General features: G+C 71.2%; 24 protein-coding genes. 9 read left to right on the forward strand and 15 right to left on the reverse strand.

Annotated features, from left to right (window positions below; translation table 11 throughout):
• Positions 1–18: 18 nt before the first annotated feature.
• The gene (locus QSK32_RS34215) at positions 19–489 is read right to left on the reverse strand and encodes a MarR family winged helix-turn-helix transcriptional regulator (RefSeq protein ID WP_045741916.1); all 471 of its coding nucleotides are present in this window, start codon (positions 487–489) and stop codon (positions 19–21) included.
• Positions 490–562: 73 nt separating this feature from the next.
• Between QSK32_RS34215 and QSK32_RS34220 the strand changes: the two genes are divergently transcribed.
• Complete coding sequence (locus tag QSK32_RS34220) at positions 563–964, forward strand: hypothetical protein (protein ID WP_045741917.1); 402 nt, start codon at positions 563–565, stop codon at positions 962–964.
• 71 nt (positions 965–1,035) lie between these two features.
• Here the strand turns inward: QSK32_RS34220 and QSK32_RS34225 are convergent, their stop codons facing one another.
• From QSK32_RS34225 to QSK32_RS34235, 3 genes are all read right to left on the reverse strand, one after another.
• Entirely contained in the window at positions 1,036–1,803 is a 768-nt protein-coding gene (locus QSK32_RS34225) for an SDR family NAD(P)-dependent oxidoreductase (protein ID WP_045741918.1), read from the reverse strand.
• Between the two features lie 128 nt (positions 1,804–1,931).
• Entirely contained in the window at positions 1,932–3,182 is a 1,251-nt protein-coding gene (locus QSK32_RS34230) for a phospholipase D-like domain-containing protein (RefSeq protein WP_285474205.1), read from the reverse strand.
• Positions 3,183–3,364: 182 nt separating this feature from the next.
• On the reverse strand, positions 3,365–4,315 hold the full coding sequence (locus tag QSK32_RS34235) for a LysR family transcriptional regulator (protein ID WP_045741919.1): 951 nt from the start codon (positions 4,313–4,315) through the stop codon (positions 3,365–3,367).
• A 124-nt stretch (positions 4,316–4,439) separates the two neighbouring features.
• Here QSK32_RS34235 and QSK32_RS34240 point away from each other — a divergent pair, with 124 nt between their 5' ends.
• The 6 genes from QSK32_RS34240 to QSK32_RS34265 all read left to right on the forward strand — a co-directional run bounded on the left by QSK32_RS34240 (position 4,440) and on the right by QSK32_RS34265 (position 9,503).
• Positions 4,440–5,156 carry an SDR family NAD(P)-dependent oxidoreductase gene (locus QSK32_RS34240; RefSeq protein WP_045741920.1) on the forward strand — a complete coding sequence of 239 codons (717 nt, stop codon included), beginning with the start codon at positions 4,440–4,442 and terminating at the stop codon, positions 5,154–5,156.
• Positions 5,157–5,204: 48 nt separating this feature from the next.
• On the forward strand, positions 5,205–6,074 hold the full coding sequence (locus tag QSK32_RS34245; RefSeq protein WP_052720365.1) for a substrate-binding periplasmic protein: 870 nt from the start codon (positions 5,205–5,207) through the stop codon (positions 6,072–6,074).
• 62 nt (positions 6,075–6,136) lie between these two features.
• Entirely contained in the window at positions 6,137–6,922 is a 786-nt protein-coding gene (locus tag QSK32_RS34250) for an amino acid ABC transporter ATP-binding protein (protein ID WP_045741921.1), read from the forward strand.
• A 1-nt stretch (position 6,923) separates the two neighbouring features.
• Positions 6,924–7,565: an amino acid ABC transporter permease gene (locus QSK32_RS34255; RefSeq protein ID WP_045741922.1), complete on the forward strand. Its 642-nt coding sequence runs from the start codon at positions 6,924–6,926 to the stop codon at positions 7,563–7,565.
• Positions 7,565–8,212 carry an amino acid ABC transporter permease gene (locus tag QSK32_RS34260; protein WP_045741923.1) on the forward strand — a complete coding sequence of 216 codons (648 nt, stop codon included), beginning with the start codon at positions 7,565–7,567 and terminating at the stop codon, positions 8,210–8,212. Before QSK32_RS34255 ends, QSK32_RS34260 begins: the two co-directional genes overlap by 1 nt.
• Positions 8,213–8,228: 16 nt before the next feature.
• Positions 8,229–9,503: a flavin-containing monooxygenase gene (locus QSK32_RS34265; protein ID WP_285474206.1), complete on the forward strand. Its 1,275-nt coding sequence runs from the start codon at positions 8,229–8,231 to the stop codon at positions 9,501–9,503.
• Positions 9,504–9,513: 10 nt separating this feature from the next.
• Here QSK32_RS34265 and QSK32_RS34270 read toward each other — a convergent pair whose 3' ends face one another.
• Positions 9,514–10,422, reverse strand: coding sequence for a phosphatase PAP2 family protein (locus tag QSK32_RS34270; RefSeq protein ID WP_045741925.1), 909 nt, complete (start codon positions 10,420–10,422; stop codon positions 9,514–9,516).
• A 156-nt stretch (positions 10,423–10,578) separates the two neighbouring features.
• Positions 10,579–11,460, reverse strand: a complete 882-nt coding sequence (locus QSK32_RS34275) for a LysR family transcriptional regulator (protein ID WP_285474207.1) — start codon at positions 11,458–11,460, stop codon at positions 10,579–10,581.
• A gap of 71 nt (positions 11,461–11,531) precedes the next feature.
• On the opposite strand from QSK32_RS34275, the gene QSK32_RS34280 reads away from it, so the two are divergent.
• Positions 11,532–12,596 (forward strand): threonine aldolase family protein, encoded by a 1,065-nt coding sequence (locus QSK32_RS34280; RefSeq protein ID WP_285474208.1) that lies wholly within the window; start codon positions 11,532–11,534, stop codon positions 12,594–12,596.
• Between the two features lie 217 nt (positions 12,597–12,813).
• Entirely contained in the window at positions 12,814–13,173 is a 360-nt protein-coding gene (locus QSK32_RS34285) for a peptidase inhibitor family I36 protein (protein WP_083448950.1), read from the forward strand.
• Positions 13,174–13,983: 810 nt separating this feature from the next.
• On the opposite strand, the gene QSK32_RS34290 is transcribed toward QSK32_RS34285, so the two are convergent.
• From QSK32_RS34290 to QSK32_RS34330, 9 genes are all read right to left on the reverse strand, one after another.
• Positions 13,984–15,216 (reverse strand): MFS transporter, encoded by a 1,233-nt coding sequence (locus QSK32_RS34290; protein WP_285474209.1) that lies wholly within the window; start codon positions 15,214–15,216, stop codon positions 13,984–13,986.
• Positions 15,213–16,547 (reverse strand): MFS transporter, encoded by a 1,335-nt coding sequence (locus QSK32_RS34295; protein ID WP_285474210.1) that lies wholly within the window; start codon positions 16,545–16,547, stop codon positions 15,213–15,215. Before QSK32_RS34295 ends, QSK32_RS34290 begins: the two co-directional genes overlap by 4 nt.
• Positions 16,548–16,621: 74 nt before the next feature.
• Positions 16,622–18,085, reverse strand: a complete 1,464-nt coding sequence (locus tag QSK32_RS34300; RefSeq protein WP_045741936.1) for a dihydroorotase — start codon at positions 18,083–18,085, stop codon at positions 16,622–16,624.
• A gap of 16 nt (positions 18,086–18,101) precedes the next feature.
• Complete coding sequence (locus tag QSK32_RS34305) at positions 18,102–18,989, reverse strand: amidohydrolase family protein (RefSeq protein ID WP_045741937.1); 888 nt, start codon at positions 18,987–18,989, stop codon at positions 18,102–18,104.
• Entirely contained in the window at positions 18,986–19,720 is a 735-nt protein-coding gene (locus tag QSK32_RS34310) for an ABC transporter ATP-binding protein (RefSeq protein ID WP_285474211.1), read from the reverse strand. Before QSK32_RS34310 ends, QSK32_RS34305 begins: the two co-directional genes overlap by 4 nt.
• Positions 19,717–20,622: an ATP-binding cassette domain-containing protein gene (locus QSK32_RS34315; RefSeq protein WP_052720369.1), complete on the reverse strand. Its 906-nt coding sequence runs from the start codon at positions 20,620–20,622 to the stop codon at positions 19,717–19,719. Before QSK32_RS34315 ends, QSK32_RS34310 begins: the two co-directional genes overlap by 4 nt.
• The gene (locus QSK32_RS34320; RefSeq protein ID WP_285474212.1) at positions 20,619–21,437 is read right to left on the reverse strand and encodes an ABC transporter permease; all 819 of its coding nucleotides are present in this window, start codon (positions 21,435–21,437) and stop codon (positions 20,619–20,621) included. Before QSK32_RS34320 ends, QSK32_RS34315 begins: the two co-directional genes overlap by 4 nt.
• Positions 21,434–22,456: an ABC transporter permease gene (locus tag QSK32_RS34325; RefSeq protein WP_285474213.1), complete on the reverse strand. Its 1,023-nt coding sequence runs from the start codon at positions 22,454–22,456 to the stop codon at positions 21,434–21,436. The genes QSK32_RS34320 and QSK32_RS34325 overlap by 4 nt, the downstream gene beginning before the upstream one ends.
• Positions 22,450–24,036, reverse strand: a complete 1,587-nt coding sequence (locus QSK32_RS34330) for an ABC transporter substrate-binding protein (RefSeq protein ID WP_285474214.1) — start codon at positions 24,034–24,036, stop codon at positions 22,450–22,452. The genes QSK32_RS34325 and QSK32_RS34330 overlap by 7 nt, the downstream gene beginning before the upstream one ends.
• Positions 24,037–24,232: the final 196 nt, after the last annotated feature.

Here is a 24,232-nt window from a genome sequence, read left to right on the forward strand (position 1 = left end):
CCCGGGCGCAGGGGTGGTTCATCCCTTCTCGCCCGTGCCCTGGCCCTCGCCCTCGGCGACGGCTTCGGTGAGGCGGCCGAGGAAGGCCAGGACGACCTCGCGGTCGGCGGTGGACAGGGCCGCGCAGACCTCGTCGATGCGGTGGATGACCGGGGCCCAGGCCTCGACCGAGGCGCGCCGGGCGGCCGCCGTCTCGGTGACGGTGACCCGGCGGCGGTCGGTGGTGTCGCGGGTGCGTTCGACGTGGCCGTCGCGTTCGAGGCGGTCGATCAGCAGGGTCACCGAGGCGGTGCGGATGCCGAGGTTGCGGGCCAGGTCGGTGGCGCCCATCGGCCCGTGTTGCACCAGCGCGCCGATGGCTGACATGTCGGTGGCGTTCATTCTCATCCGTACGGCCATGCGGCCCACCAGTTCCCGCGAGCCGCCGATCATGTCGCGGACGGCCAGGGTCACGGGGTCGAGTCCGGCGAACGCCTCGTCATCCTGCATGACTGTATTTCATCACACCTTGCAACTAGGTGAGCTGGTAGCTAGTTTCCCTAGACATGTTGAGGTTCCGCCCGTGACCGAAGTCGTCCAGCGGCATGTCCGGCTGCTGCTGGAGGCGCCGTTCCGTGCCGACGCGGCCCGCCGGGCGTACGCCGAGGAACTCATCCGGAGCGGGCGGCGCGTCGTCACCGGCGGCATGGTCTCGGCCACCGGCTGGCAGCTGCACGACTGGCTCACCGGCACGCCGGCCGCGAGCGGCGACGACGGACGGGCCGGGCTGCTCGCGGCGCTCGCCGGGGCCTACCACGCCGACGGCCTGTTCGACGACGTCCCGGCGCCCGACCCGTGGACACCGGGCGTGCCGCCGTCGCTGAGCGCGGCGATCGAGGAGTGGCTGTTCGCACCCGCCACCCCCGATCAGGAGATCGCCGACTTCGTGGGCTGGCCGGTGGGCAAGGTCCGCGAGCATCGGTGACCGTGCTTACCGCGTACCCCGCCGGAACCGGTAGCCGCCCGGCAGCGTCGCCCGCAGGGTCCCCGCATCGATCACGCGGGGAGGCTGATCCCGGTCTGTGCGGCGCAGAGGCGCAGCAGCGCGTCCTGGGTCGCGACGTCGTGCTCGGACGGGCCGGGGGTCCAGGCACGCTCGGTGTCGTAGGAGTCCGGCGGGACGGTGCCGCCGGTGGCGAGACGGGCGAGGCGCTCACCGGCGTGTTCCGGGGTGAGCGGGGCACGGTCGCCGTTGCGGGCCGTCATGGCGGTGGCGACCCAGCCCGGGTCGAAGGCGAGCACGTCGGTCCCGGGCCAGTGCCGGCCGAGGCCGAGGGCGATCAGGACCAGGTGCAGTTTCGTCGTGGCGTAGGCCTCACGCCCGTGGAAGGCGCGGTGGGCGTAGCTCGGGTCGTCGAGATCGAGCCTGCCGTCGCCGGCGAGCGCGGACGAGGTGAGGACGATCCGGCGGGGGCGTGGCAGCAGGGCGGCCAGCGCGTACGCCGACAGGGTGTTCACCTGGAACGTCGACTCGATGCCGTCCTCGGTGAGGTCCCGCTCGGTCGCCGTCATGCGGGCCAGGCCCGCGTTCAGCACCACCGTGTCGAACGGGCCGATCGCGGCCGCCTGCGCCGCCAGCGCCCGGGTCTGTTCCAGCGAGGCCAGGTCACCGGTCACCACCCCGGCGGCGCCGGGCACCGCGGAGGCGGCCGCGCGGCGCTCGTCGCGCGCGTGGACGATCACCTCGTGTCCCTGCTGGACGAGCGCGACGGCCGCCGCTCGCCCGATCCCGGCGGTCGACCCGGTCAGAAGAATTCTCGCCACAGGCGTGGACCCTAACAGCACGGCCGTCCGTCGCAGCGGGCCCGCACCATCGAGATTCGATGATGCGGAGGGGCGGCGGGATCAGCGATCCCGCCGCCCGCGAGGCGAAGAGGGCCTCGGCTGACCGGTTACACCACTTCCCGGCAGGGGTAGTTCGCGATCGTGCAGGTGGTGCCCTCGTTGTAGGTGTCCATGAAGTGGTTGTAGTACGCCGTGTAGAGCGGGTGCGTCGTGCCCGTCTCCCACGCCATCTTCACGAACAGCTCGTCGTTGCCGCTCAGCGCGTCCGCGGTCCAGTTCTGCGATCCGGTGTAGATGCGGTACCGGTACGTGTCGGTGAACTTGCCGTAGAGCGCGAAGTACTTGTCGTGCACGTTGTACTGCCGGCGGATCTTGACGCCGGCGGTGAGCAGCTCGTTGTAGACGGTCGAGTTGACCCAGATGTCGCCGGTGTCCGTGGTGCTGGCCACCATCCAGATCTGGCAGCCGGCGGCACGCATCTTCAGGATCTGGGCGAGCAGCTCGGGACGGCCCGCGGTCACGAAGGCCACGCTGATCCGCAGCCGGCAGTTCTCGTCCGGCGTGACGTCGTTGAGGCGGGTCACGATCGAATCCGTCTGGCCCTCCGCCTCCGGCGAGGAGTATCCGCTCGCCGCGCTCGCCACGAAGTAGCCGCGTGGTGCGAAGGCGTCGTAGTAGTCGTTGCCGTCGAAGTGCGCCTGGTTCCACATGTCGGTGAAGTTCGCGTTCAGTCCCGCGGTCAGCGCCGCGTCGCCGTACACCGTGATGGCGTTGTTGAACGACTTCGGGCCGGTCGCCGTCGTCAGGTTCGCCGAACCGAACCAGGCCACCTGGGTGCGGTTGACGCCGTTCGGGTCGGTGGTGGCGCTGAAGGTGAACATCTTGGTGTGCATGTCACCGGTGGCGCTGGTGCTGATGCAGGCGTTGCCGGTGCCGTACGAACAGAACCGGTGGTTGGTCAGCTTCTTGATGGTGGTGACAGCCGTGGCCCCGGTGGTCGCGTTCTTGCCGTCGAGGACGACGCGCACCGTGACGCCCCGGGTCTGCGCGTCCACCAGTGCCTGCGCGACCGAGTTGAGGGTGAGCGAGTAGATGCTGCCCTGGATCGTCGATCCGGCCGGTGCCGCGTCGATCAGGCGCTCGAGTTCGAGGTGGATGGTGTCGTCGGCGACGCCATCCTTCTCGATGCCCGGGTTGTTGAAGTGTGCCCAGACCGGGTAACCACCGATCGTCGCCGCGGTGCCGGCGGTGGCGAGCGCCGACACGGTGTCGTCAGCGGACGCCGCGGTCGGTGTGATGAGGGCGATCCCGGCCATGAGCAGAGCTGCTCCGGCCCGGAGGACATGGCGATGCCGCACGATGGTTCTCCCCGTTGTTCATGATCAATTCATGGGGAAGTATTGATCCATCGTGGACATCCGTCAATGCCGATGATCACAGCGACCCCGGAGATCGGCACAAACCGATCACGGGTTCAGACCGTCACCCTCGCGCGGCCCGGCGGCAGGCGGGCGCCGGGACGTTCACCGCACGCCGGCGATCACCCCTCGTGTGCACCGGCACGTCGCCAGTTGGGCGCCGATCCCTGAATGCGGGTCAGAATGCCCTGGGCGTGCCGGATGAATTCCGCCGTGGCCGGTGAGATCGCGCCGGAACGGCGGGTGATGAAGGCGAACGTCTCCACCACCGGCGGGTCGAGTGGCACCCAGAACAGGCCCCGCCGGGCGATCATCGAATGGCCGACGTGGAAGGAGACCAGCGAGTCGCCGATGCCCTGGGCGGCGAGTTCGAGGGCGTGGGTCTGGAATTCGACCTCCACGATGGGCTCCAGGACGACGCCGGCGCTCTGCGCCCTGGCCAGCAGCGAGACCCGCAGCGGATCGTCCTGCGACCAGCGGGCCTCGGAGAGGATGAGCCGCCGCTGGACGAGGGTGGCGATGTCGACCGGCTGCTCGGCGTTCTCCCTGGTCTTGGTGACGTAGACGACCTGGTCGGTGAAGACCGCCGGAGACACGTTCAGTTCGCGGTCGTCGATCGGGAGCTGAACGATGCCGGCCTCGATCTCACCGTCGCGGACCAGGTCGGCGACCTCGGCGGAGTTGAGGCCGATGACCCGGATCCGGACGCCGGGATGCTGGGCCCGGAAGTCGCGGATCAGGTCGGTCAACAGGTAGAGATGGGCGCTGTTGAAGGTGCCGAAAGTGACCGTGCCCTGCTCGATGGATTGAATCCGGTTGCTCGTCTCCGCCATTTCCGCGATTCCGGCCAGCACCTTTTCCGCGAGTGGCAACAATTGTTTTCCGGCGTCCGTCAGCAGCAGCCTGCGCGAGGTGCGCGTGAACAGCGGCAGTCCGAGGGTCTTCTCCAGCTCACGGATCTGTTCCGAGAGGCTGGGCTGGGCCACGTGCTGGTCGGCGGCGGCCGCGGCGAACGTGCCGAGACGGACCGCGGTGACGAAGTACTGCAGTTGGCGCACGGTGGGCAAGGCCATCGACGCACCCCTTTCCTCAAGGCTGAGCCTATACCTACCACAAGATCTTGAGGCTTGCCCTTGGTCTGCGCGGTTTGGTGAGCTGTGCGCAGCCAGGACATCACCGCAACGTCAGGGGAAGCCGATGAGTTCACCCGCAGGTACCGCCGTCGTCACGGGTGCGGCCAGCGGCATGGGCCGCAGCACCGTGGAGGCGTTCCTGCGCCGGGGCTGGACGGTCGTCGCCGTCGACCTCGTCGCGTCCACCGCCCCGGCGGGCTCCCCCGGCACGCTGATCCCGGTCGTCGCCGACGTCCGGGACCGCGATGCCCTCACCACCGCCCTGGACGCCGCACTCGGGCCGGACCGCGCGGTCGAGGTGGTCGCCAACATCGCCGGCGTCTACCCGCCCACCACCCTCGACACCTACGACGAGGCGACGTACCGCCGGATCTTCGACATCAACGTCCTCGGCGTCCTGAACGTCACCGCCGCCGTCCGCGGCCGCCTCCGCGAGGGCTCCTCCGTCGTCAACTTCGCCTCCACCGACGCCTTCACCGTCTCACCCGGGCAGCTGCTCTACGGCGCGTCGAAGGCCGCGGTCGTCATGCTCACCAAGTCCCTCGCGCTGGAGCTGGCCCCGGCACGGATCCGGGTCAACGGGATCGCACCCGGCTGGGTCGCCACCCCGGGCAACGCCGCCACCGGCCGGATGGACGCCGCCGCCGCCTCGATCCCGCTCGGCCGGGTCGCCCAGCCCGAGGAGATCGCCGAGTGGGTGTGGCTGCTCTCGGTCGGCGAGCACGCGGCCTTCATCACCGGCGAGACCCTCATGCTCTCCGGCGGCGCCGCGATGCGCTGACCGGAACCTCCCCGACCAGCACGCCCTAACCAGGAAGCGACTCCCACCATGGTTGATTTCTCCCGCACCGCCGTTCGCGTCGCCGCCCTCACCGGTGTCGCGGCCCTCGCCCTGACCGGCTGCACCAAGACGTCGTCGACCACCGCCGCGCCGGCCGCAGACTGCACCCCGCAGACCGCCGGGCTGACCACCTTCACCGCGGGCACCCTGACCGTCGGGGTCCCGGAGAACCCGCCGTACACCAAGCTCACCGGCGCCGAGGCCTCCGGCATGGAGATCGACATCGTGAAGAAGCTGGCCGCGGCCGAGTGCCTGGCGGTCGCCTGGGTGCCGATCACCTACGCCAACGGCATCGCGATGATCAACAACCAGAAGCGCACCGACCTCATCACCGGCGGCTGGTACGTGACCGAGGCCCGCGCCCAGCAGGTCGGCTTCACCACGCCCACCTACTACGACCAGATGGCGATCATCTCGAAGACCGGGGTCGACACGGTCGCCGGGCTGGAGACGATCGGCGCCGTCGGCTCCGGCACCGGCTTCTCCTGGCAGGACGACATGACCAAGGTCCTCGGCGACAAGCTCAAGACCTATCCGAGCACCGCCGAGATGAAGCAGGACCTGCAGGCCGGCCGCATCCAGGCCGCGCTCGACGGGTACGGCGTCGCCGTCGAGGCGTACCGGGGCACCGACTTCCAGGTCAAGCAGTCGCAGGCCGACACCCGGATCGCGATCACCACCGACAAGCCCATCTCGGCGTTCCCGATCGACAAGAACAACAAGGCCCTCTCCGACGCGCTGAGCACGCTCATCGACGGCTACCGCACCGACGGCACGCTCGTCACCGTCGCCGGCGAGTACGGCCTCGCCGCCGACCTGGTGGTGCCCGCCGACGCGGCGGCCACGTCGCTCCGCTGAAGCCAGCCCGGCCGCCGGGTACGCCCGTACCCGGCGGCCGGACCGACCCGAGGGACCACGCCATGACCGAATCCCTGTTCACGCCGGCGGGCGAGGCCGCCACCGCCGGCGTCACCATCGCGAACCTGGCCAAGAGCTACGGCTCCCACCTGGTGCTCGACGACATCTCCGTCACCGTCCGGCCGGGCGGCGTGACCGCCCTGATCGGGCCGTCCGGCTCGGGCAAGAGCACCCTGCTGCGCTGCGTCAACCTGCTGGAGACCCCGGACGCCGGCACGATCACGGTGGGCTCGCGGACCGTACACGCGGGAAAGAAGATCTCCGAGAGGGATCTGCTGGCCCTGCGCCGCCAGGTCGGCATGGTCTTCCAGTCGTTCAACCTGTTCCCGAACCTGTCCGTGCTGCAGAACGTCGTGCTGCCGCAGCGCAAGGTCCTCGGCCGCGGCCGGGAGGAGGCCGAGGCGCGGGCCCTGGCCCTGCTCGACCGGGTCGGGCTCAAGGACAAGGCGCACCAGCACCCGCAGCGTTGCTCCGGCGGCCAGCAGCAGCGGATCGCGATCGTCCGGGCCCTCGCGCTGGAGCCCCGGGCGATGCTCTTCGACGAGCCGACCAGCGCCCTGGACCCGGAGGTCGGCGTCGAGGTCCTCGCCGTCATGCGTGAACTGGCCCACGACGGCATGACGATGATCGTGGTGACGCACGAGATGCAGTTCGCCCGGGACGTCTCCGACCACCTCGTGGTGATGGCCGACGGGAAGATCATCGAGGAGGGCGACCCCGCCGCGATCATGGCCGAGCCCGCCCAGGAACGCACCCGGCGTTTCCTCAGCGCCGTGCTGGAGCGCTGACATGGCGGAGGCACTGTCCGCCGTCCTGATCGGCCTGCCGCTGACCCTGCTGGTCACCGCCGCCGCCTTCGCGATCGGCGCCGTCGGCGGCATCCCGCTCGTGCTCGGCCTGCGTTCCCGGCACACCCCGGTGCGCCTGGTGTTCCGGTTCGCCGTCGACCTGCTCCGCGGCGTCCCCACCATCGTGTGGCTGTTCCTGCTGTACTTCGGCCTGGCCGTCGGGGACTACCGGCTCGACTCGCTGGGCGCGGCGATCCTCGGCCTCGGCGTGGTGGCCAGCGCGTACCTCGCGGAGATGTACCGCGGCGGCTTCGCCGTCGTGCCGAAGGGCCAGCGCGAGGCCGCCCAGGCGCTCGGCCTGGGCCGCACCACCACCTTCCTGCGCGTGCTCGCCCCGCAGGCGCTGCGCACCGCACTGCCGTCGGTCACCACGTACCTGCTGATGCTGCTGAAGGACTCGTCCCTCGCGTCGACCGTCGGCGTGCTGGAGATGACCGCCCAGGCCACCGCCTTCTCCCGGCAGAACGTCGGCACCGCCGGGCTCACCCCGTTCTTCGTGGCCGCCGGCGTCTACATCGCCATCAGCGTCCCGCTCGCGATCGCCGCCCGCGTCCTCGACGCCCGACTGTCCCGGAGTCTCTGATGGAACTGGGCGACTATCTCCCCCGGCTCGGTGACGGCCTGCTGGTCAGTCTGCAACTCACCGTCATCTCGGTGGTCTGCGGGTACGCGCTCGGACTGCTCCTCGCCCTCGGCGTCTCATCGGCGAACCCCTGGGTGCGCTGGCCGACGGTGACCCTGGTGGAGATCGGCCGCGGCATCCCGGCCCTGGTCGTGCTCTACATCGTCTACTACGGGCTACCCGCGGTCGGCCTGCTCTTCGACAGTTTCCCGGCGGCCGCGATCGGGCTCACCGTCACCGCGGCGGCGTACTCCTCGGAGACGATCCGGGCCGGGATCCGCTCGGTGCCCGCCGGCCAGCGCGAGGCCGCCCAGGCGCTCGGCCTGGGCCGGGCCACCGCCTTCGGCCGGGTGATCCTGCCGCAGGGCCTGCGCTCGGCGATCCCCGCCCTGATGGGCCTGGCCGTCCAGTCCTTCCAGACCACCTCCCTGGCCTACTCGATCTCAGTGAACGAGCTGATGGGCCAGGCCTACCAGGCCGGTGCGGTCACCTTCCGCTACCTGGAGGTGTACGCGATCACCGGCCTGCTCTACGCCGTCATCGCGATCCCCGCGACCTGGCTCTCCGTCCACGCCGAACGCCGCCTGTCCCGCGGCTACCTCTCCTGAGAAGGGAACACCCCCCATGACCCGCTACTGCGTCATCGGTGCCGGAGCCGCCGGCATCTCCGCCCTCCAGCAGTTGCGCGAGGCCGGCCACCAGGTCGACTGCTACGAGAAGTCGGACCGGGTCGGTGGTCACTGGAACACCGACTACGACGCCCTGCACCTGATCACCTCCCGGGACACGACCGGCTACGAGGGCTTCCCGATGCCGTCGTCGTACCCGCACTTCCCGAGCCGCGACCAGGTCCGTGACTACCTGCACTCCTACGCCGCCCACCACGGTCAGGAGGACCTCATCCGCTTCGGCGCGGAGGTCGTCTCCGTCGTCCCGATCGCCACCGACGGCCCGGTCGGCTCGGCCGGCTGGACCGTGCACCTGGGCACCGGGGAGCGGATCGACTACGACGGGGTGCTCATCGCCAACGGCCACCTCTGGGACCAGAAGACCCCCGGGATCGCCGAGCACTACACCGGCAGGCAGCTGCACTCCGGCAGTTACCGCAACACCGGCGACATCGACGGCGACCGGGTCCTGGTGGTCGGCGCCGGCAACTCCGGATGCGACCTGGCCGCCGATGCCGCCGCCCACCGGATCGCGGCCGACATCGTCATCCGCGAGGGCACCTACTTCCAGCCGAAGACCTATTTCGGCGTACCCCGGCAGCAGATCCCCTGGATGGGCCAGTTCTCCCCGGAGGAGCAGGACCTGATCGCCCGGCTGCTGGCCCGGGTCTCCATCGGCACCAACGGCGACTACCCCGGCCTGCCCACCCCCGCGCACCGCACCCTGGCCGAGGGCCGCACCGTCGTCAACGACCTGCTGCTGTACTGGATCCAGCACGGCCGGGTCCGGGTCGTCCCGGGCATCGCGAGCATCGAGGGCACGACCGTGCGGTTCACCGACGGCACCGAGCGCGACTACCCGACGATCCTGTGGGCCACCGGATTCCGGTCCAGCCTGCCCTTCCTCGACGAGTCGCTGGTCGCCCGCCGCAACGGCACCCCGCTGCGCTACGGCGCCGGCATCGTCCCGCACGGCCTGGAGAAGCTGTACTACATCGGCCTGACCGGACCCCGGGGACCGCAGATCCCGGTGTACGGCGTCCAGACCAAACTGGTGCTGCGGATGATCGCCCTGCACGAGGCCGAACCCGAGCGGTTCGCCGGCATCGCCGCCTACCTGGGTGAACTCCAGGAAGCCGACGACCGGATCGACATCGTCCGCGCGGTCTGGGACGAACAGCGGGCCGACACCGGGCGCCTGCTCGACGCGATGAGGGCCGCCCGCGCCTGACGACGGCCCGTCACACCCCGGCGGTCTGCGGAACGCTTTCGCCCCGCCGGGGTCCGGGCCGTGACGGCGGGAGTACGTCGGACGCCAGCCACGGCCACAGCAGGAACACCCCCGCCACCGCCGCGACGATGACCGCCACCCCGGCGAGGAAGGCGAACCGCCCCGGTGTCGGGGTGCCCTGCGGCTCGGACATGGCCAGCACGGTCATGCCCAGCAGCCCGGCCGGCGCCGCGATCGTGCCGGCCGCCACCAGTGGCAGCACGGTGAACCGGCCGAGCCGGTTCACCGGGGTCCGCTCCGCACGCCGCAGCACCCGGACCACCAGGACCACCAGCGCTCCCCAGCCCAGCACGACCAGCACGGCCGCGATCGTGTCGCTGGGCCGGTGCCATCGCGCCCACACCGTGGCGGTCGCGATCACCCCGGTGTAACCGGCGCCGATCAGCGCGACCACCCCGCGGACCGCCTCGGGCAACACCAGGACCAGCGCGAACACCACCGACGCGGCGGCCGTGGTGTGCCCGCTGGGGAACGAGTTGGCGAACGCCAGACCGTCCAGCTCGGGGCGGGGCAGCCAGCCCTTGAGCACCTGGGTGGTCCCGTTCGCGCCCACCACCAGCACCGCGGCCGCCGCGGCCAGACCGAACTGCCGGCGCAGCACGCCGACCGCGGCCGCGACCACGCAGACCAGCACGAGACCGCCCAGGCTGGTGCCGTACAGCACCTGGCTGAGCACCCGCACCACCCGGGGATCCTGCACGTCGCCGCCGAGCATCGCGGCGGTGTCCACCCACTGCCCGGTGATCGTGCCGACGAACACCCGGTAGGTCGCCGCCGTGCCGAGCACGGCGAGCACCCCGATGATCAGCGGCGTCACCGGGCGCGCGGCGCGTCGTTCCGTCGGTTTCAGGCCGGTCATCGGCGTCACCCCCAAGATCAAGTTAGTGGTCGGGAGGTGCGCATAGTAACCGAGGTGTACGGAGCCGCCGCGTCGCCGGGCTGCGCGCACGGCGTCCGCCGTCGACCTGACGCGCTTCGCCCGCGGCCCGACCTGAACTGACCTGCGCGACGGTGGTCACCGCACCCGGCGGGTGAGTTCCCGGCGCAGCTCCCCGATCGCCGGGTTGCGGTCGCCGCGACGGCTGGTCACCTGGACCTGCCGGACGATGTTCGGCGGCCCGGCGATCTCGAGCAGGGCGATCCCGGCCAGTGACGTCACCGCCGACCGCAGGATCAGGGCCACGCCGAGATCGGCCGCGACCAGCGCCAGCACCGCCTGGTAGCTGTCGGCCCGATGGCTGATCCGCGCCGTGAACCCGGCCGCCCGCGCCACCGACTCGGTCACCGCCTGGAACCCCGACTCGGCCCGGGCGGCGATCCACTCGGCGTCGGCGAAGTCGGCCGGGCGCACCGGCGCGTCCCCCGCCGGGCGCAGCCGGGGCGGCACGGCCAGCACCATCGGGTCGGCGACCAGCGGGCTCTGCACCAGCCCACGCAGATCAGGCTCCGGCGACGGCGCATATCGATGGGTGACCGCCACGTCGATCTCCCCCGCCCGCAACGTCGGCAGGGCGGCCTCCGGCTCCAGCTCGGTGAAGGTCAACCGCAGCGCGGGATGCCGCCGCCGCATCGCCCCCAGCGCCGGGGCCACGAACCGGGTGGTCGCCGTGGCGAAGGCGGCCACCCGCAGGCGCCCGCCCGAGCTGTGCACCTCCTGCTCCGCGGACGCCAGATCGGCGAGGATCCCGCGGCCGCGTTCCACCAGGACCTCGCCGGCGTGGGTCAGCCGGACGCTGCGCGCCGTGCGTTCGAGCAGCGGCACACCGAGGTCGCTCTCCAGGATGCCGAGTTGCTGCGACGCCGCGGCCGCACTGCATCCGGCCGCGGCGGCCGCGCCCGCGATCGACCCGGTGTCGGCGACGGCGACGAGCAGGTGCAGGCGACGGGTGTTGAGCATCGGATGATCCTAGGCTCAGCACTGCGGGTATCGGCTTTCCGAGGGGTACGGGTGGCGGCCAGAATCGGGGCGTGAACAGGCACGACGCGGACAGCCGCGGATTCGCGAGCGACAACTACTCCGGCATCCACCCCGAGATCCTGGCCGCCATCGGTGCCGCCGGCGGCGGGCACCAGGTCAGTTACGGCGGGGACGTCTACACCGACCGGCTGCGGGAGGTGTTCGGTCTCCACTTCGGGTCGCACGCGCGGGCGTACCCGGTGCTCACCGGCACCGGCGCCAACGTGATCGCCCTGCAGGCGGCCACCGACCGCTGGGCCTCGGTGATCTGCGCCGCGAGCGCCCACATCCACGTCGACGAGGGCGGCGCCCCGGAGAAGGTCGCCGGCCTCAAACTGCTCACCGTCCCCACGCCGGACGGCAAACTCACGGTGGAGGCCATCCGTGCCGAGGCCCACGGGTTCGACGACGAGCACCGCGCCCAGCCCCAGGTGATCTCCCTGGCCCAGTCCACCGAACTGGGCACCGTCTACAACCCCGGTGAGATCCGCGCCATCACCGACTTCGCCCACGCCCACGGCATGCGGGTCCACCTGGACGGCGCCCGCCTGGCCAACGCCGCCGCCCACCTCGGTCTGCCGCTGCGCGCGCTCACCACCGACGCCGGCGTCGACATCCTCTCCTTCGGCGGCACCAAGAACGGCCTGCTCCTCGGCGAGGCCGTCGTGGTCCTCGATCCGGCCCTCGACCGCGGCCTCGACCGCCTGCGCAAATCGTCGATGCAGCTGGCCTCGAAGATGCGTTTCGTCTCCGCCCAGTTCCTCGCCCTCCTCGAAGGCGACCTGTGGCTGCGCAACGCCACCCACGCCAACGCGATGGCCACCCTTCTGCACGACCAGATCGCCACCCTCCCGGGGGTACGCGTACAAGCCCCCGTCCAGGCGAACGCCGTCTTCGTCGCGCTCCCCGACGCGGCCCGCACCCGGCTGCACGACCAGTTCCACTTCTACGACTGGGCCGGCGGCCAGGCCCGCTGGATGACCACCTTCGACACCACCCCGGACGACGTCACCCGCCTCGCCGCGGCGGTGCGGGCGGCCCTGAACCCCGTTCACGCGAAGACGAATCCCACATGAACGGGTTATAAATCGCTGCTCAATATACGATTCAATCTCTTTGAATGATGTGGACATTATTGTCGAAAATCGCTCGGCGATCCACCCCGGCGCATCGCCGGGAATCCGCAGAACGAACCAAATACGCACACAGTGGCGCGGTGCCTTTTATCACATCGATGGCCATGGAACAGCCCTCTAATGTGGAGGCGAATCACCTCCCGAGAGGAAACAGGAAATGGAAATTCGTAAGGTGACGGCGCTGGCTCTGTCGTCGGCGGTGGCCGGAGCCGGCATTCTCCTCGGCGCCGCTCCGGCTCAGGCCAGCGTCGCCGAATGCCAGCCCGCCTACACAGGAAGGCTGTGCGAATGGACCGGAGCCAGTTACACCGGAACGTTCGCCCATTATGCCCCGCCGGCCGGCCTGTGTGACGTCACCGCCAACCGCCCCCGGGCCGGAAAGAACCGGAGCGTGTACGCGGTCCGGTATTTCAGCAACGCCGACTGCTCGGGCAGTTATGCGACTCTCGGCGCCGGCATCCAGGTCTACGATTTCGGATTCAACGCCCGCAGCGTGCGGCTCCTCGGAGTGTCGTAGTCCGGCCTCCTCAACGCCACGGCCCTCGCCGGCCCGCACACTGGGGGCGTGCTTGCCGGCGAGCTGTACCGCTCAGCTTAAGTCGATCATGAGTCTGCCCATCGACTTCGCCGCGGCCGCGATCACGTCTGCCGGGCGCCGCCTCCGGGCGTCGTCTCCGGGCGTCGTCTCCGGGCGTCGTCTCCGGGCGTCGTCTCCGGGCGTCGTCTCCGGGCGTCGTCTCCGGGCGCCCCGTGCGTCGGCGCCGTTCAGCCGCTCGCGGCCCCACCAGAGCCGTCGCCGAGATCAGGGCGAGTTCGGTGGCGTTCCGGCCACCCCCAGCCGTCGCCCACGGTCCACCCATGGGCCAAAAGCGACCGTGGACGACGGCTGGGCGACCCCGGGCCGTCGCCGATGGCTGATTCCCACCTGGCCGAACAGCCGTAGTCGACGGCTCGACCGGATCGGCCGTCGACTGCGGTCCATCCGCGAGCCGAAAACGACCGTGAGCGACGGCCGGCGGTCGCACCATGCCACCCAGCTTAAGTTGATCATGGACTTGACCACACGCCGCGACAAACAGCTGAGCTGCGCTGATGCGACCGCCACCCCACGGGCACAGCCACGGCCACGGCCAGCGTCAACGGCCACGGCCACGGCCACGGCCACGGCCACGGCCAGCGTCAACGGCCGAGACCAACGACTGGCGAGTCGCCGCGGCGAAGGGCATCGCATGGTTACCGGTCACGGCGTTGGTCAACTCAAGCTAAGCGGCATTGCTCGCCGGCCGGCACGCCCCCGGCGTGCGGACCGGCGAGGCGCCGTGGCGCCTCACGCCCCTTCAGCCATGGGTCGGCCCTCGATCATGCCGGCCCGCGCGCAACGGCGGGTGAGGGCGAGCGCGCCGACCGGGATCGCGGCGAGAACGGCGAAGGCCAGACCGACCAGCGCCGGGCCGCGCAGCCCGAGGCCGGATTCCAGGGCGAGGCCCCCGCCCCAGGAGCCGAGGGCGATGCCGACCTGGACCGCGGACGTCGACAGGGCCAGGGGCAGCACGTGGCCGGTCCCGGCGACGCCGATGATCTGCCCGGACATCGCCGGGGCGAAGACCATGCCGGGTACGCCGAGCAGCACGTACAGCAGGACGGCGGCCGGAGGGCTGGTCGCCCCGAGGCTGATCGCGGCCGTCAGCACGACGCAGGCGGCGGTGGCCCCGAGAGTGACGGCGGCCGGGTGCCGGTCGCCGAGGCGCCCGCCGAACCGGGATCCGGCCAGGGCCGCGGCACCGAATCCGAGCATGACCAGCGGCACCAGTGCGGGGGCGAGTCCGGCCCGGTCGGTCAGTGCCGGTGCGACGTAGCTGTAGACGGCGAGGACCGCCCCCTGCATCAGCGCGGTCGCCGGATAGATGAGCCAGAGGCGCGGGTGGCGGACCGCGGCGAGTTCACCGCGGACGGTGGTGCCGGCCGGCGACGCGACGGCCGGCAGCCGGCGGGCGAGCACCGCCGCGGCGGCCAGGGCCGACGCGGCGAGCACCCAGAACGGGCCCTGCCAGCCGAGTGCCCGCCCGGCGACGGCGCCCGCCGGCACGCCGACGATCGCGGCCAGGGTCGCCCCGCCCAGCAGCACGCTCATCGCCCGCGCCCCGGCGGACGGTCCGGCGGCGGTGGTCGCGACGACCGCGCCGACGGCCCAGAAGGTGCCGGTGGCCAGCGCGGCGAGGAACCGGCCCGCCAGAGCGAGGGCGAACGACGGTGCGAGGGCGCCGAGGACGTGCCCGGCGGCGAAGACGATCAGTGCCGCGACGAGGGCCGTGCGGCGTGGCAGGCGCAGGGTCGCCAACGCCATGATCGGGGCACCGGCCATCATGCCGGTGGCGAAGACGGTGACGAGCAGTCCGGCCGTGCCGAGGCCGACGTCGTAGCGGGCGGCGAGTTCGGGCAGCAGCCCGGTGACGATCATTTCGCTGGTGCCGGTCAGGAACGCCGCCGCGCCGACGAGCCAGACCACCGCCGGCAGCCGCTCCCGGCCGCCGGTGGTGGAGACACTCCCGGTCGCCGTCATGTGGTCTCCTCCGCGATGTCGGATCGGGCCGGCGAAGAGGACGCCGGTACCGAGGGGGCCGGTGCAGAAGACGCCGGTGCAGAGAGCGACGGCGGAGCAGACGCCGGGGCGGGCGTGTCGCGGGCCCGGCGCAGTTCGACGGCGCCGACCAGGCCCGCCGCGGCCGCGCCGAGGGCACCGATCGCCATCCCCCACCGCGGGCTCAGGTGTTCGCTCACCGCGCCGACGACCGGCCCACCCAGCGGGGTGGTCCCGAGCAGCGCCATCGACCACAGCGACATCACCCGGCCGCGCATCCGCGGGTCGGCGGCGATCTGCAACGTGCCGTTGGCGGTGATGTTGAACTGCGCGGAGAGCAACCCCACCACGACGAGCAGCGCGCCGGCACTCCACAGTGTCGGTGCGGCCGCGACCAGCGCGAAGGCGACCGCCAGCAGAGCGGCCAGCACGGTCAGCCGTGACGTGCCGGAACCGGACCGGGAGGCGGTGGCCAGGCCGCCGAGCACCGCGCCGATGCCGAGCAGCGAGTAGAGCGTGGCGTACGCGTCGGCTCCGGCTCCGAAGGTCTCCTGTGCCAGCAGCGGCAGCACGACCGGGAACTGGGTGGCCAGGCAGCCCACGATGGCGAGCATGGTCAGTGTGGTCCGCAGCGCCGGGGTGGCGGCGACGTGCCGCAGGCCCTCGGCGACCTGGCCGGGTCCGCGTCCGGCCGGGGGCGGGCGCAGCAGTTCGGCGGGGCGGATCGCGGCGAGCGCGGCGACCACGGCCAGGCTGGCCGCGCCGTTGACGAGGAAGCAGACGCCGGTGCCGACCAGGGCGATGGCGACGCCGGCGAGCGCCGGGCCGGCGATCTTGGCGATGTTGATGACGGTGGTGTTGAGGGTGACGGCGTTGGTGACCTGGGCCGGGCCGACCATCTCGATGGCGAAGCTCTGCCGGGCCGGGCTGTCCACCACGTTCATGCCGCCGGTCCCGGCGGCCAGCAGGTAGACCATCCACACCTCGACGGTGCCGGTCACCACCAGGACGCCGAGGATCGTGGCGAACAGGGCGGTGAGCACCTGGGTGACGATCATGAGGCGGCGTTTGTCCCAGCGGTCGACCAGCACGCCGCCGTAGGGGCCGAAGAGCAGGACCGGCAGGAACTGGGCGGCGACGGTGACGCCGACGGCGGTGCCGGATCCGGTGAGTTCGAGCATCAGCCAGGACTGGGCGGTGGTCTGCATCCACTTGCCGGGTTGCCCGATCAGCTGGCCGAGGAAGTACCAGCGGTAGTTGCGGACGCTCAGCGAGGCGAACGTGCGGGCAAGCCAGGACGGCTGCGCACCCATGAGCTATCCGTTCTCTCGGGGTGTCAAGGAAGCGGCCGCGGCGGGGACGGCCCCGCCGCGGCCGAGGGGACGGGTCAGAGCCCGGTCGGGCGGGCGAGGTAGCGCCCCTCGGGGGCGCCGACCACGTTGCCGTCGCGCAGGACCCGGTTGCCGCGGACCCAGGTGTCGGTGACGGTGGCGCCGATCTCGAAGCCGTCGAACGGGGTGTACTGCTGGGTGGACTCGGAGGCGGCCGGGGTGACCGTCCAGGAGCGGGACGGGTCGACCAGGCAGAGGTCGGCGTCGTACCCGGCACCGATGGTGCCCTTGGTGGCCAGGCCGTAGCGGCGCGCCGGGTTCCACGAGACGAGCTGGGCGATCCGCTGGTAGGACAGGCCACGCTTGGTGCCCTCGCCGACCATGCCGGGCAGCATGTACTCGGCGCCGCCGAAGCCGGACTTGGCGGCGAACACGTCGTCGCGCTGCTCACCGAACTTCTGCTCGTCCTTGCAGCAGGCGTGGTCGCTGACCACCCAGTCGACCTCACCGGCCAGGACGTGCCGCCAGAGCGCCTCGACGTCGTCGCGGGGGCGCAGCGGCGGGTTGACCTTGCCGCCGATGCCCGCGGCGGTGTCGATGTCGGCCAGCAGGTGGCCGAGGGTGACCTCACGGCGGAAGTCCAGGTGCGGGAAGGTCTTGGCCATCAGCAGGGCGGCGCGCATGGCCTTGGCCGACGAGAGGTGCAGCAGGTTGATGTTGGCCAGGTTGGTCTCGTCGGCGAGCACTGCCGCGATGCTCACGGCGAGGGCCTCGGAGTGCTGGGGGCGCGACGCGCTGTAGGCGGCCAGCCCGGTCAGGGTGCCCTCCTCCTCGACCATCCTGGTGTACGCGCTCATGATCTCGGCGGTCTCGCAGTGCAGCGACAGCGAGATCGCGCCGGCCTTGTCCGGGTACCGCTCCCGGGCGGCCTGCACACCGCGCATGACGAACTCGAAGTGCGCCAGGTCGTAGCGTTCGCCGGGCGGGGTCATCAGGAAGCTGCTCTGGTCGGCGGAGCGGCCGTGCAGGCCGTGGGCGCCGTAGAACATGAAGATCTTGAAGGAGGTGACGCCGAAGTCCTCGATCAGCGACGGGATCTCGTCGATGTGTTCCTTCATCATCGGGGCCAGGTGGAAGGCGTAGTCGATGTACGACCGCCCCGCCGACTGCTCCAGCACCTTCGGGAAGAAGTCGCGGTACGGCCCGCCCTGGTTGAGGTAGTACTGGCCGGTGCGCATGTAGGTCAGCCCGGTCGTCACGCCGCCCTGCACGGCGGCCCGGCTCTCGGTGGCGGTGTCCTCGGCGAGCGGGTTGTAGATGCCCCAGTGCTGGTGGGCGTCGACCACACCGGGGAAGGCGAGCAGTCCCCGCCCGTCGACGACCTCGGCCGCACCGTCGACCGGCAGGTTCGCCGCGACCCGGACGAACTTCCCGCCGTCGATCTCCAGGTCGAGCTGCTCGCCGGCCGCGGGACCGGTCTCCGGGCGTACCACGGTGATGTTCTTGATGATCGTGCTCATGGTTGTTCCCTAACGATCAGAACGAGAAGTCGGGCAGATTGAACAGGCGACGGCCGTTGTGGGCGAACAGGTTGTCGCGGATCTCGTCGCTGAGGTCCATGGCGTCCAGATCGGCGAACGTCTCCTCGAGGTCCATGCTCAGGTAGTTGGTGGCGAACACCGCCCGGTCGCTGGTCGGGCTGAACGTCGGGTCACCGTCGGCGATCCGCTGCCGGGACAGCGGGTGCATGCCGGCGAAGGTGGTGCCCTTGATGAAGCGGATCAGGTCCTCGTGCCACAGCGGGGTGGGGAAGCCGTCCGCGCCGATGTAGAAGTTGGGCCGGAACTCGGCGTACGCGACCAGTTCGCGTTCCCACGGATAGCCGGTGTGCGTGGCGACCAGTTTGAGGCCGGGGAAGTCCGCGGCGACCCGGTCGAAGTAGTCCGGGTGGCCCATCGAGCGCGGCGCCTTCGCGGCCATGCACTCGATCTGGAACGGCACGCCCAGTTCCTCGGCCTTGGCGTAGTACGGGTAGTAGAGCCGGTCGTCGGCCGGCACCTGCGACCACGACGAGTAGGTGTGTGCCCCGACGAACCCGAAGTCGCGGACCGCCTCCTCGAAACGGCGTACGCCGGGCATCTTCTCCAGCGGGTCGATACCGGCGGTGGCGAAGAGCCGGTCCGGTGCCTGGGCGACGAAGTCACGGACCCGCGCGTAGTCCAGGCCCCAGTGCGGGCCGTACTTGCGGGCCGGGATGACCGACTGCCCGATGCCGTAGTGGTCCATGCGGGCCAGCAGCTGCTCCACGGTGAGCGCGTTCACGACGGCCGGGAATCGCATGCCCGGCGGCACCTCGTCGAGGTCGAACGCGCCGGCCGGCGTCACCGGCACGAGGACGTCGACGATGGGGATGCGGGGTTTCATGGTGCTCCTTCGCTGTCGTGGTGGTTCTCCGGCACCGGGTCGCCGAGCGCGGCGGCCAGCAGGGCCTTCGTGTAGGGGTGGGTCGGCGCGTTCCAGATGTCGAGCGCGGGTCCGATCTCGACCAGCCGGCCCCGGTGCAGCACCGCGATCCGGTCGGCCAGCCAGGCCGCGGCCGGCAGGTCGTGGGTGACCAGGACGATGGTCAGGCCCCGTTCGGTGCGCAGTTTCCGCAGCAGGCGCAGGATCTGGGCCTGCACCGACGGGTCCAGCGCCGAGGTCGGTTCGTCGAGCACCAGCAGGTCCGGTTCGGCGACCAGGGCGCGGGCGATGCTGACCCGCTGCTGCTGGCCGCCGCTGAGGTCGCCGGGGCGCCGGTCCAGGACGTGCGGGTCCAGCGCGACCGCCTCCAGGGCGGCCCGCAGGACGGCGTCGTCACCGCGCCCGGACGGCAGCGGTTCGGCGATCACTCGGCGTACGCTCATCCGGGGATTGAGGGAGTCGGCCGGGTCTTGGGCCACATAGGCCGTCCGGGCCGGGCCGCCGGATCCGGTGCGGCGGAAGACGCCGGAGGTCAGCTGTTCCTGGCCGAGCATCACCCGGGCGAGGGTCGACTTGCCCGAGCCGCTCTCGCCGATCACCGCGAGGCATTCGCCCTCGGTCACGGCCAGTGATACGTCGTCCAGGGCGACGGTCCGGCCGTAGACCATCCGGGCCGCTTCGAGTTCGATCATCGGGTCACTCCCGTCACCGTGGTGCCGGCCACGAACCGGCCCGGCGCGACCTCGCGGAGGGTGAGGTCGTCGCCGGGATCGGCGACCGGCGCCGGTTCCGGCAGGGGGCGGCCGGGTTGCGGCACCGCGTCGATCAGATTCCGGGTGTACGGGTGAAGCGGCTCGCCGAGCACGTCGGCGGCGGGGCCGCGTTCGACCAGCACGCCGGAGCGGAACACCGCGATCCGGTCGGCCATCCGCCGCGCGAGCTGCAGGTTGTGGGTGACCAGCACGAGGCTGCTGCCGGTACGCCGCATCGACTCCAGCAGCAGGTCGGCGACCCGGACGGTGACCAGCGGGTCCAGTCCGGAGGTCGGTTCGTCGGCGACCAGCAGGGGTTTACCGGCGAAGGTGGCCAGCGCGATGCACACCCGCTGGGCCATGCCGCCGCTGAGCTGGTGCGGATGGCGGGACAGCACGTTCTCCGGGTCACGCAGGCCGAGATCGGTCAGTGCCCGCACGGCCGGTTCCCGCCAGCCGGTACGCCCGCCGCCGAGGAACTGCCGGAAGTGCTCACCGACTGTGAGCACCGGTACCAGGGACCGCTGGGTCAGCTGCGGCACGTAGCCGACGTGCGCGAAGCGGTAGCGGGTGGCCGCCCGGCGGGACGCGGCGGTGGGGGTGAACGGTTCGCCGCCGGCCCGGACGGTGACCGCCCCGGTGATCCCGGCGGTCCGCGGCAGCAGCCCGAGCAGGGCGTGCAGCAGGGTCGACTTGCCCGATCCGCTCTCCCCCACGACGGCCACCACCTCGCCCGCGCCGACGCTCAGGTCGGCTCGGCGCAGGGCGTGGACCGGGCCCTGCCGGGTCCGGTAGTCGACGCTGAGGCCGGCGATGTCGACCACCGGTTCGGCGGGGTTCACGAGTGGCCTCCCGGGGTCTCGACCAGGCTCTGTACGCGGTGGGACAGTTCGCTGAAGGACAGGACCAGCAGGAACAGGGCGAGTGAGGGGAAGAAGACGATCCACCACTGGCCGAGGGCGAGCAGCGGGACACCGTCCTTGATCATCGATCCCCAGCTGGCGCTGCCCGGTTCGGAGAGTCCCAGGAAGCTGAGCGCGCCGACCGAGGCGGCGGCGTACCCGGTGGAGAGGGAGAGCTGCGGAAAGATCACCCCGGTCACGTTGGGCAGGATGTGCCGCCACCGGATGGTCCGCTCGGGCACGCCGTGGACGCGGGCGACCGTGACGAACCCACGCCTGCGGACCAGGCGCCCCTCGGCCTGGACCAGGCGGATGAAGAGCGGGACGTTGATCGCCGCGATGATCAGGACCAGCACCGGCCGGGACGCGCCGACCAGGCCGACCACGGCCACGGCGATCACCAGCAGGGGTACGGCCTGGAAGACGTCCAGTCCTCGCGAGGCCAGCGACGCCAGGCGTCCGTCGGTGCTCATGGCGATCCCGGCCCAACTGCCGGCCACCGCGGCGACCAGCACCGCCGCGCACGCGGTGAGCACGTCGAACTTGGCCGCGTAGACGGTCCTCGACAGCAGGTCGTAGCCGTTCGCGTCGGTGCCGAACCAGTACCCGGCGCCCGGCGCGCTCAGCGAGACCGCCGGGTCGGCCACCGTCGGGCTGTGCGGGAGGAATCCGGTGACCGACCAGCCGAGCAGGACCACGATGTAGCCGAGGCAGAGCAGGATCACCGGGTCGCGCAGCACCGCGCGGGCCCTCACGATCCGGTCCTCGGGTCGAGCAGGACCGCCACGATGTCGGCGAGCAGGTAGATCACCATCGTGCCGATCGCGGCGAACAGCACGAAGGCCTGGACCGCGGGCAGGTCCTTCTGGTTGATCGCGGTCAGGCCCCACTGCCCGAGCCCGTTCCAGGAGAACACCTGCTCGATGAGCATGGACCCGCCGATCAGTTCGGCGGCCACGATGCCGCCGACCATGGCGATGCCGGGGCGCGAGGTGCGCAGGGCGTTGCTCATGATGACCTTCCGGGGGATCCCGTTGCCCTCGTCGAAGGCGGAGAAGTCGGCCGCCAGCGAGGTGCGGACGGCGCTGGCGGTGATCCGGGCGAACGGCACCGCGGCGATCAGGGCGATCGACAGCACCGGCAGGACCGCGTGGCCGACGGCGTTGCCGATCAGGTCGGTACGCCCGGCGAGCAGCGCGTCGACCAGTGCCGCGCCGGTGTGTGCCGGGGGCGCGAGCAGGTCCGGGTCGAGTTGCCCGGTGGGTGAGGGCAGCAGCGGCAGGACCACCACCAGCAGCAGGATGCCGAGGACCGCGAGGACGAAGGCGGGCAGTCCCTGCAGGACGGTCACCACCAGCCGGATGCCGCGGGCCTTGCGGCCCTCGGCGCCGGCGATCCCGAGACCGATCCCGATCAGGGCGGCCAGCAGGAAGCCGGGCACGATCAGCACCAGGGTGCTGGTCAGGTGGCCGAACAGGTCGTCGGCGACCGGCCAGCCGGTGTAGTAGCTGACGCCCAGGTCGCCGCGGACGATCCCGCCGAGCAGGTCGAGGAAGCGCAGCGGCAGCGGCTGGTCGAGGCCGAGCGCCTGCTTCTCGGCCTCGATCTGCTCCGGGGTGGCCAGGTCGCCGAGCCGGGCCCCGACCGGGTCGGACGGGACGGCGTTGATCAGGACGAAGGTCGCCGTGATCACGATCAGGACCCCGGCGGGGATCATCAGCAGCCGCCGGCCGACGTAACCGGCCCGGCTGGGCCGTCGGGCGGTCCTCAGCACGGCGCGGCCACCGCCGGGTCGAACCAGCGCGAGTTGCTCTGCGTGCCGAGGCAGACCGACGCCGGGTAGATGTACTGGTTGGTGAGTTCCACCAGCGGCACGTCGGGCATCAGGTCGTTGGCGCTGGCGATGCCCGGGGCGATGGCGGCCAGGCGCTCGTCACCGGAGAGCGGGGTGGCCGCCGCGATCGCCGCGTCGACGGCCGGGTCGTCGTCGTTGGCGTAGTTCGAGACGCCCTTGGTGGAGTGGAAGGCGTTGAGCAGGAACACCGGGTCGGCGGCGACCGGGCTCTCCACCCGGATGAACGCCTCGTACTTGCCGGCGCGGTAGCCGGCGGTGAAGTCGGCGGCGGCCGGCACGGTGGCCACCTCGACGGTGATGCCGACCGCGGCGAGTTGCTGCTGGAGCGTGGTCAGCAGGCTGTCCACCGGGACGCTGCTGATCGAGGCCGAGTTGGTGGTGATGGTGAACGTCAGGTTGCTCTGCCCGGCGGCGGCCAGCGCGGCCTTGGCGGCCTCGATGTCGTGCTGGAAGTACGGCGAGGTCGAGTTCTGCGCGTTGATGGTGGACGCCACGATCGACGTCGCCGGGGTGGCCAGCCCGGAGTAGGGGCCGGCCGCGAGCGCGGTCCGGTCCAGGGCCTGGGAGATGGCCCGGCGCACGGCCGGGTCCTTGAACGGGGCGAAGTTCTTGTTCAGTTCGAGGAAGTCCTGGCCCGGGGTCGGGGTGGTGACCACCTTCACCGCGGGGTCGGCGGCGAGTGTCTTGATGGTGGCCAGCGGCAGTCCGGCGACCATCTGTGCCTTGCCGGTCTTGGCGAGCACCACCCGGGCCGCGGCGTCCGGGACCGCCTGGATGACGACCTTGGGATAGCCCAGTTCACCGTCGTAGTTCGGGTTCGCCTCCATCGCCACGCTGGTGCCCGGTGTGAAGGCGGTGACGGTGTACGCCCCGAACATGGCGGTGTTGGTCGTCAGCCACTGTGAGGCCCACGGGTCGTCGGCCGTGGCGTGCGACTCGACCACCGTGGAGTCGAGGATGGCGAAGTTGTAGGCGTCCAGGCTGAGCAGCGACAGGGCGGTCGGCTTGGCGTTGATCCGGACCTCGTGCTCGCCGGTGATGGTCACCGGGTTCGCCGGGTCGATGCCGGCGTTGGTCATCAGAAACGTGCCGACGGTGTCCTTGACGCCGACGACCCGCTCGAAGGTGTACTTGACGTCCTCCGGGCTCAGGGTGTTCCCGGCGGCGCTCTTCGCCGTGCCGAGGGTCATGGTGATGCCGTCGGCGCCCACCTCGTACGTGGTGGCCAGAGCGGGCTCCATGTCGGCCGGTCCCGGCACCTTGCCGCCGGTCTGCTCGTAGTCCTTGTACTGCACCAGGGTCGCCTTCACCGGGTCCAGGGCGAACCGGTGCGAGGCGTTGTCCCAGGCCGACGGCTCCATCGAGTTCGTCAGCGACTCCATGGCGATGGTGAAGGTGGACGTGGCCGGCCCCGATGCCGACGGTGCTGAGCCGTTGCAGCCGGCCAGCACGACAGGGATGGCGCACGCCAGCGCCACTCGCCAGGTGGTGGTTCTCATCGGCACTCCCGCCAAGTGATTCCGAACGTTCCCCTGAGAGGAACGTTGAACGGGATCCAATCTTGCAGCGCGCCCCTGGTCGGTCAAGATCGTTCCCGCTCAGCGCCGTTAACAGTTCGTTTCCATGATTTCCGGCTTGCTAGCAGCCTCGGATTTCGTTCCGCTGGAAGGAACGGATGCTAGTGTCACGCTCGAC

This window comes from Actinoplanes sp. NBRC 101535 (assembly GCF_030269225.1).
Lineage (GTDB): Bacteria > Actinomycetota > Actinomycetes > Mycobacteriales > Micromonosporaceae > Actinoplanes > Actinoplanes rectilineatus.

Bases quoted from the DNA above. Each gene is read 5' to 3' on its own strand.
- QSK32_RS34215 (WP_045741916.1), bottom strand. From the start codon at position 489: ATGCAGGATGACGAGGCGTTCGCCGGACTCGACCCCGTGACCCTGGCC.
- QSK32_RS34235 (WP_045741919.1), bottom strand. From the start codon at position 4,315: ATGGCCTTGCCCACCGTGCGCCAACTGCAGTACTTCGTCACCGCGGTC.
- QSK32_RS34240 (WP_045741920.1), top strand. From the start codon at position 4,440: ATGAGTTCACCCGCAGGTACCGCCGTCGTCACGGGTGCGGCCAGCGGC.
- QSK32_RS34245 (WP_052720365.1), top strand. From the start codon at position 5,205: ATGGTTGATTTCTCCCGCACCGCCGTTCGCGTCGCCGCCCTCACCGGT.
- QSK32_RS34250 (WP_045741921.1), top strand. From the start codon at position 6,137: ATGACCGAATCCCTGTTCACGCCGGCGGGCGAGGCCGCCACCGCCGGC.
- QSK32_RS34255 (WP_045741922.1), top strand. From the start codon at position 6,924: ATGGCGGAGGCACTGTCCGCCGTCCTGATCGGCCTGCCGCTGACCCTG.
- QSK32_RS34260 (WP_045741923.1), top strand. From the start codon at position 7,565: ATGGAACTGGGCGACTATCTCCCCCGGCTCGGTGACGGCCTGCTGGTC.
- QSK32_RS34265 (WP_285474206.1), top strand. From the start codon at position 8,229: ATGACCCGCTACTGCGTCATCGGTGCCGGAGCCGCCGGCATCTCCGCC.
- QSK32_RS34270 (WP_045741925.1), bottom strand. From the start codon at position 10,422: ATGACCGGCCTGAAACCGACGGAACGACGCGCCGCGCGCCCGGTGACG.
- QSK32_RS34275 (WP_285474207.1), bottom strand. From the start codon at position 11,460: ATGCTCAACACCCGTCGCCTGCACCTGCTCGTCGCCGTCGCCGACACC.
- QSK32_RS34285 (WP_083448950.1), top strand. From the start codon at position 12,814: ATGGAAATTCGTAAGGTGACGGCGCTGGCTCTGTCGTCGGCGGTGGCC.
- QSK32_RS34290 (WP_285474209.1), bottom strand. From the start codon at position 15,216: ATGACGGCGACCGGGAGTGTCTCCACCACCGGCGGCCGGGAGCGGCTG.
- QSK32_RS34295 (WP_285474210.1), bottom strand. From the start codon at position 16,547: ATGGGTGCGCAGCCGTCCTGGCTTGCCCGCACGTTCGCCTCGCTGAGC.
- QSK32_RS34300 (WP_045741936.1), bottom strand. From the start codon at position 18,085: ATGAGCACGATCATCAAGAACATCACCGTGGTACGCCCGGAGACCGGT.
- QSK32_RS34305 (WP_045741937.1), bottom strand. From the start codon at position 18,989: ATGAAACCCCGCATCCCCATCGTCGACGTCCTCGTGCCGGTGACGCCG.
- QSK32_RS34310 (WP_285474211.1), bottom strand. From the start codon at position 19,720: ATGATCGAACTCGAAGCGGCCCGGATGGTCTACGGCCGGACCGTCGCC.
- QSK32_RS34330 (WP_285474214.1), bottom strand. From the start codon at position 24,036: ATGAGAACCACCACCTGGCGAGTGGCGCTGGCGTGCGCCATCCCTGTC.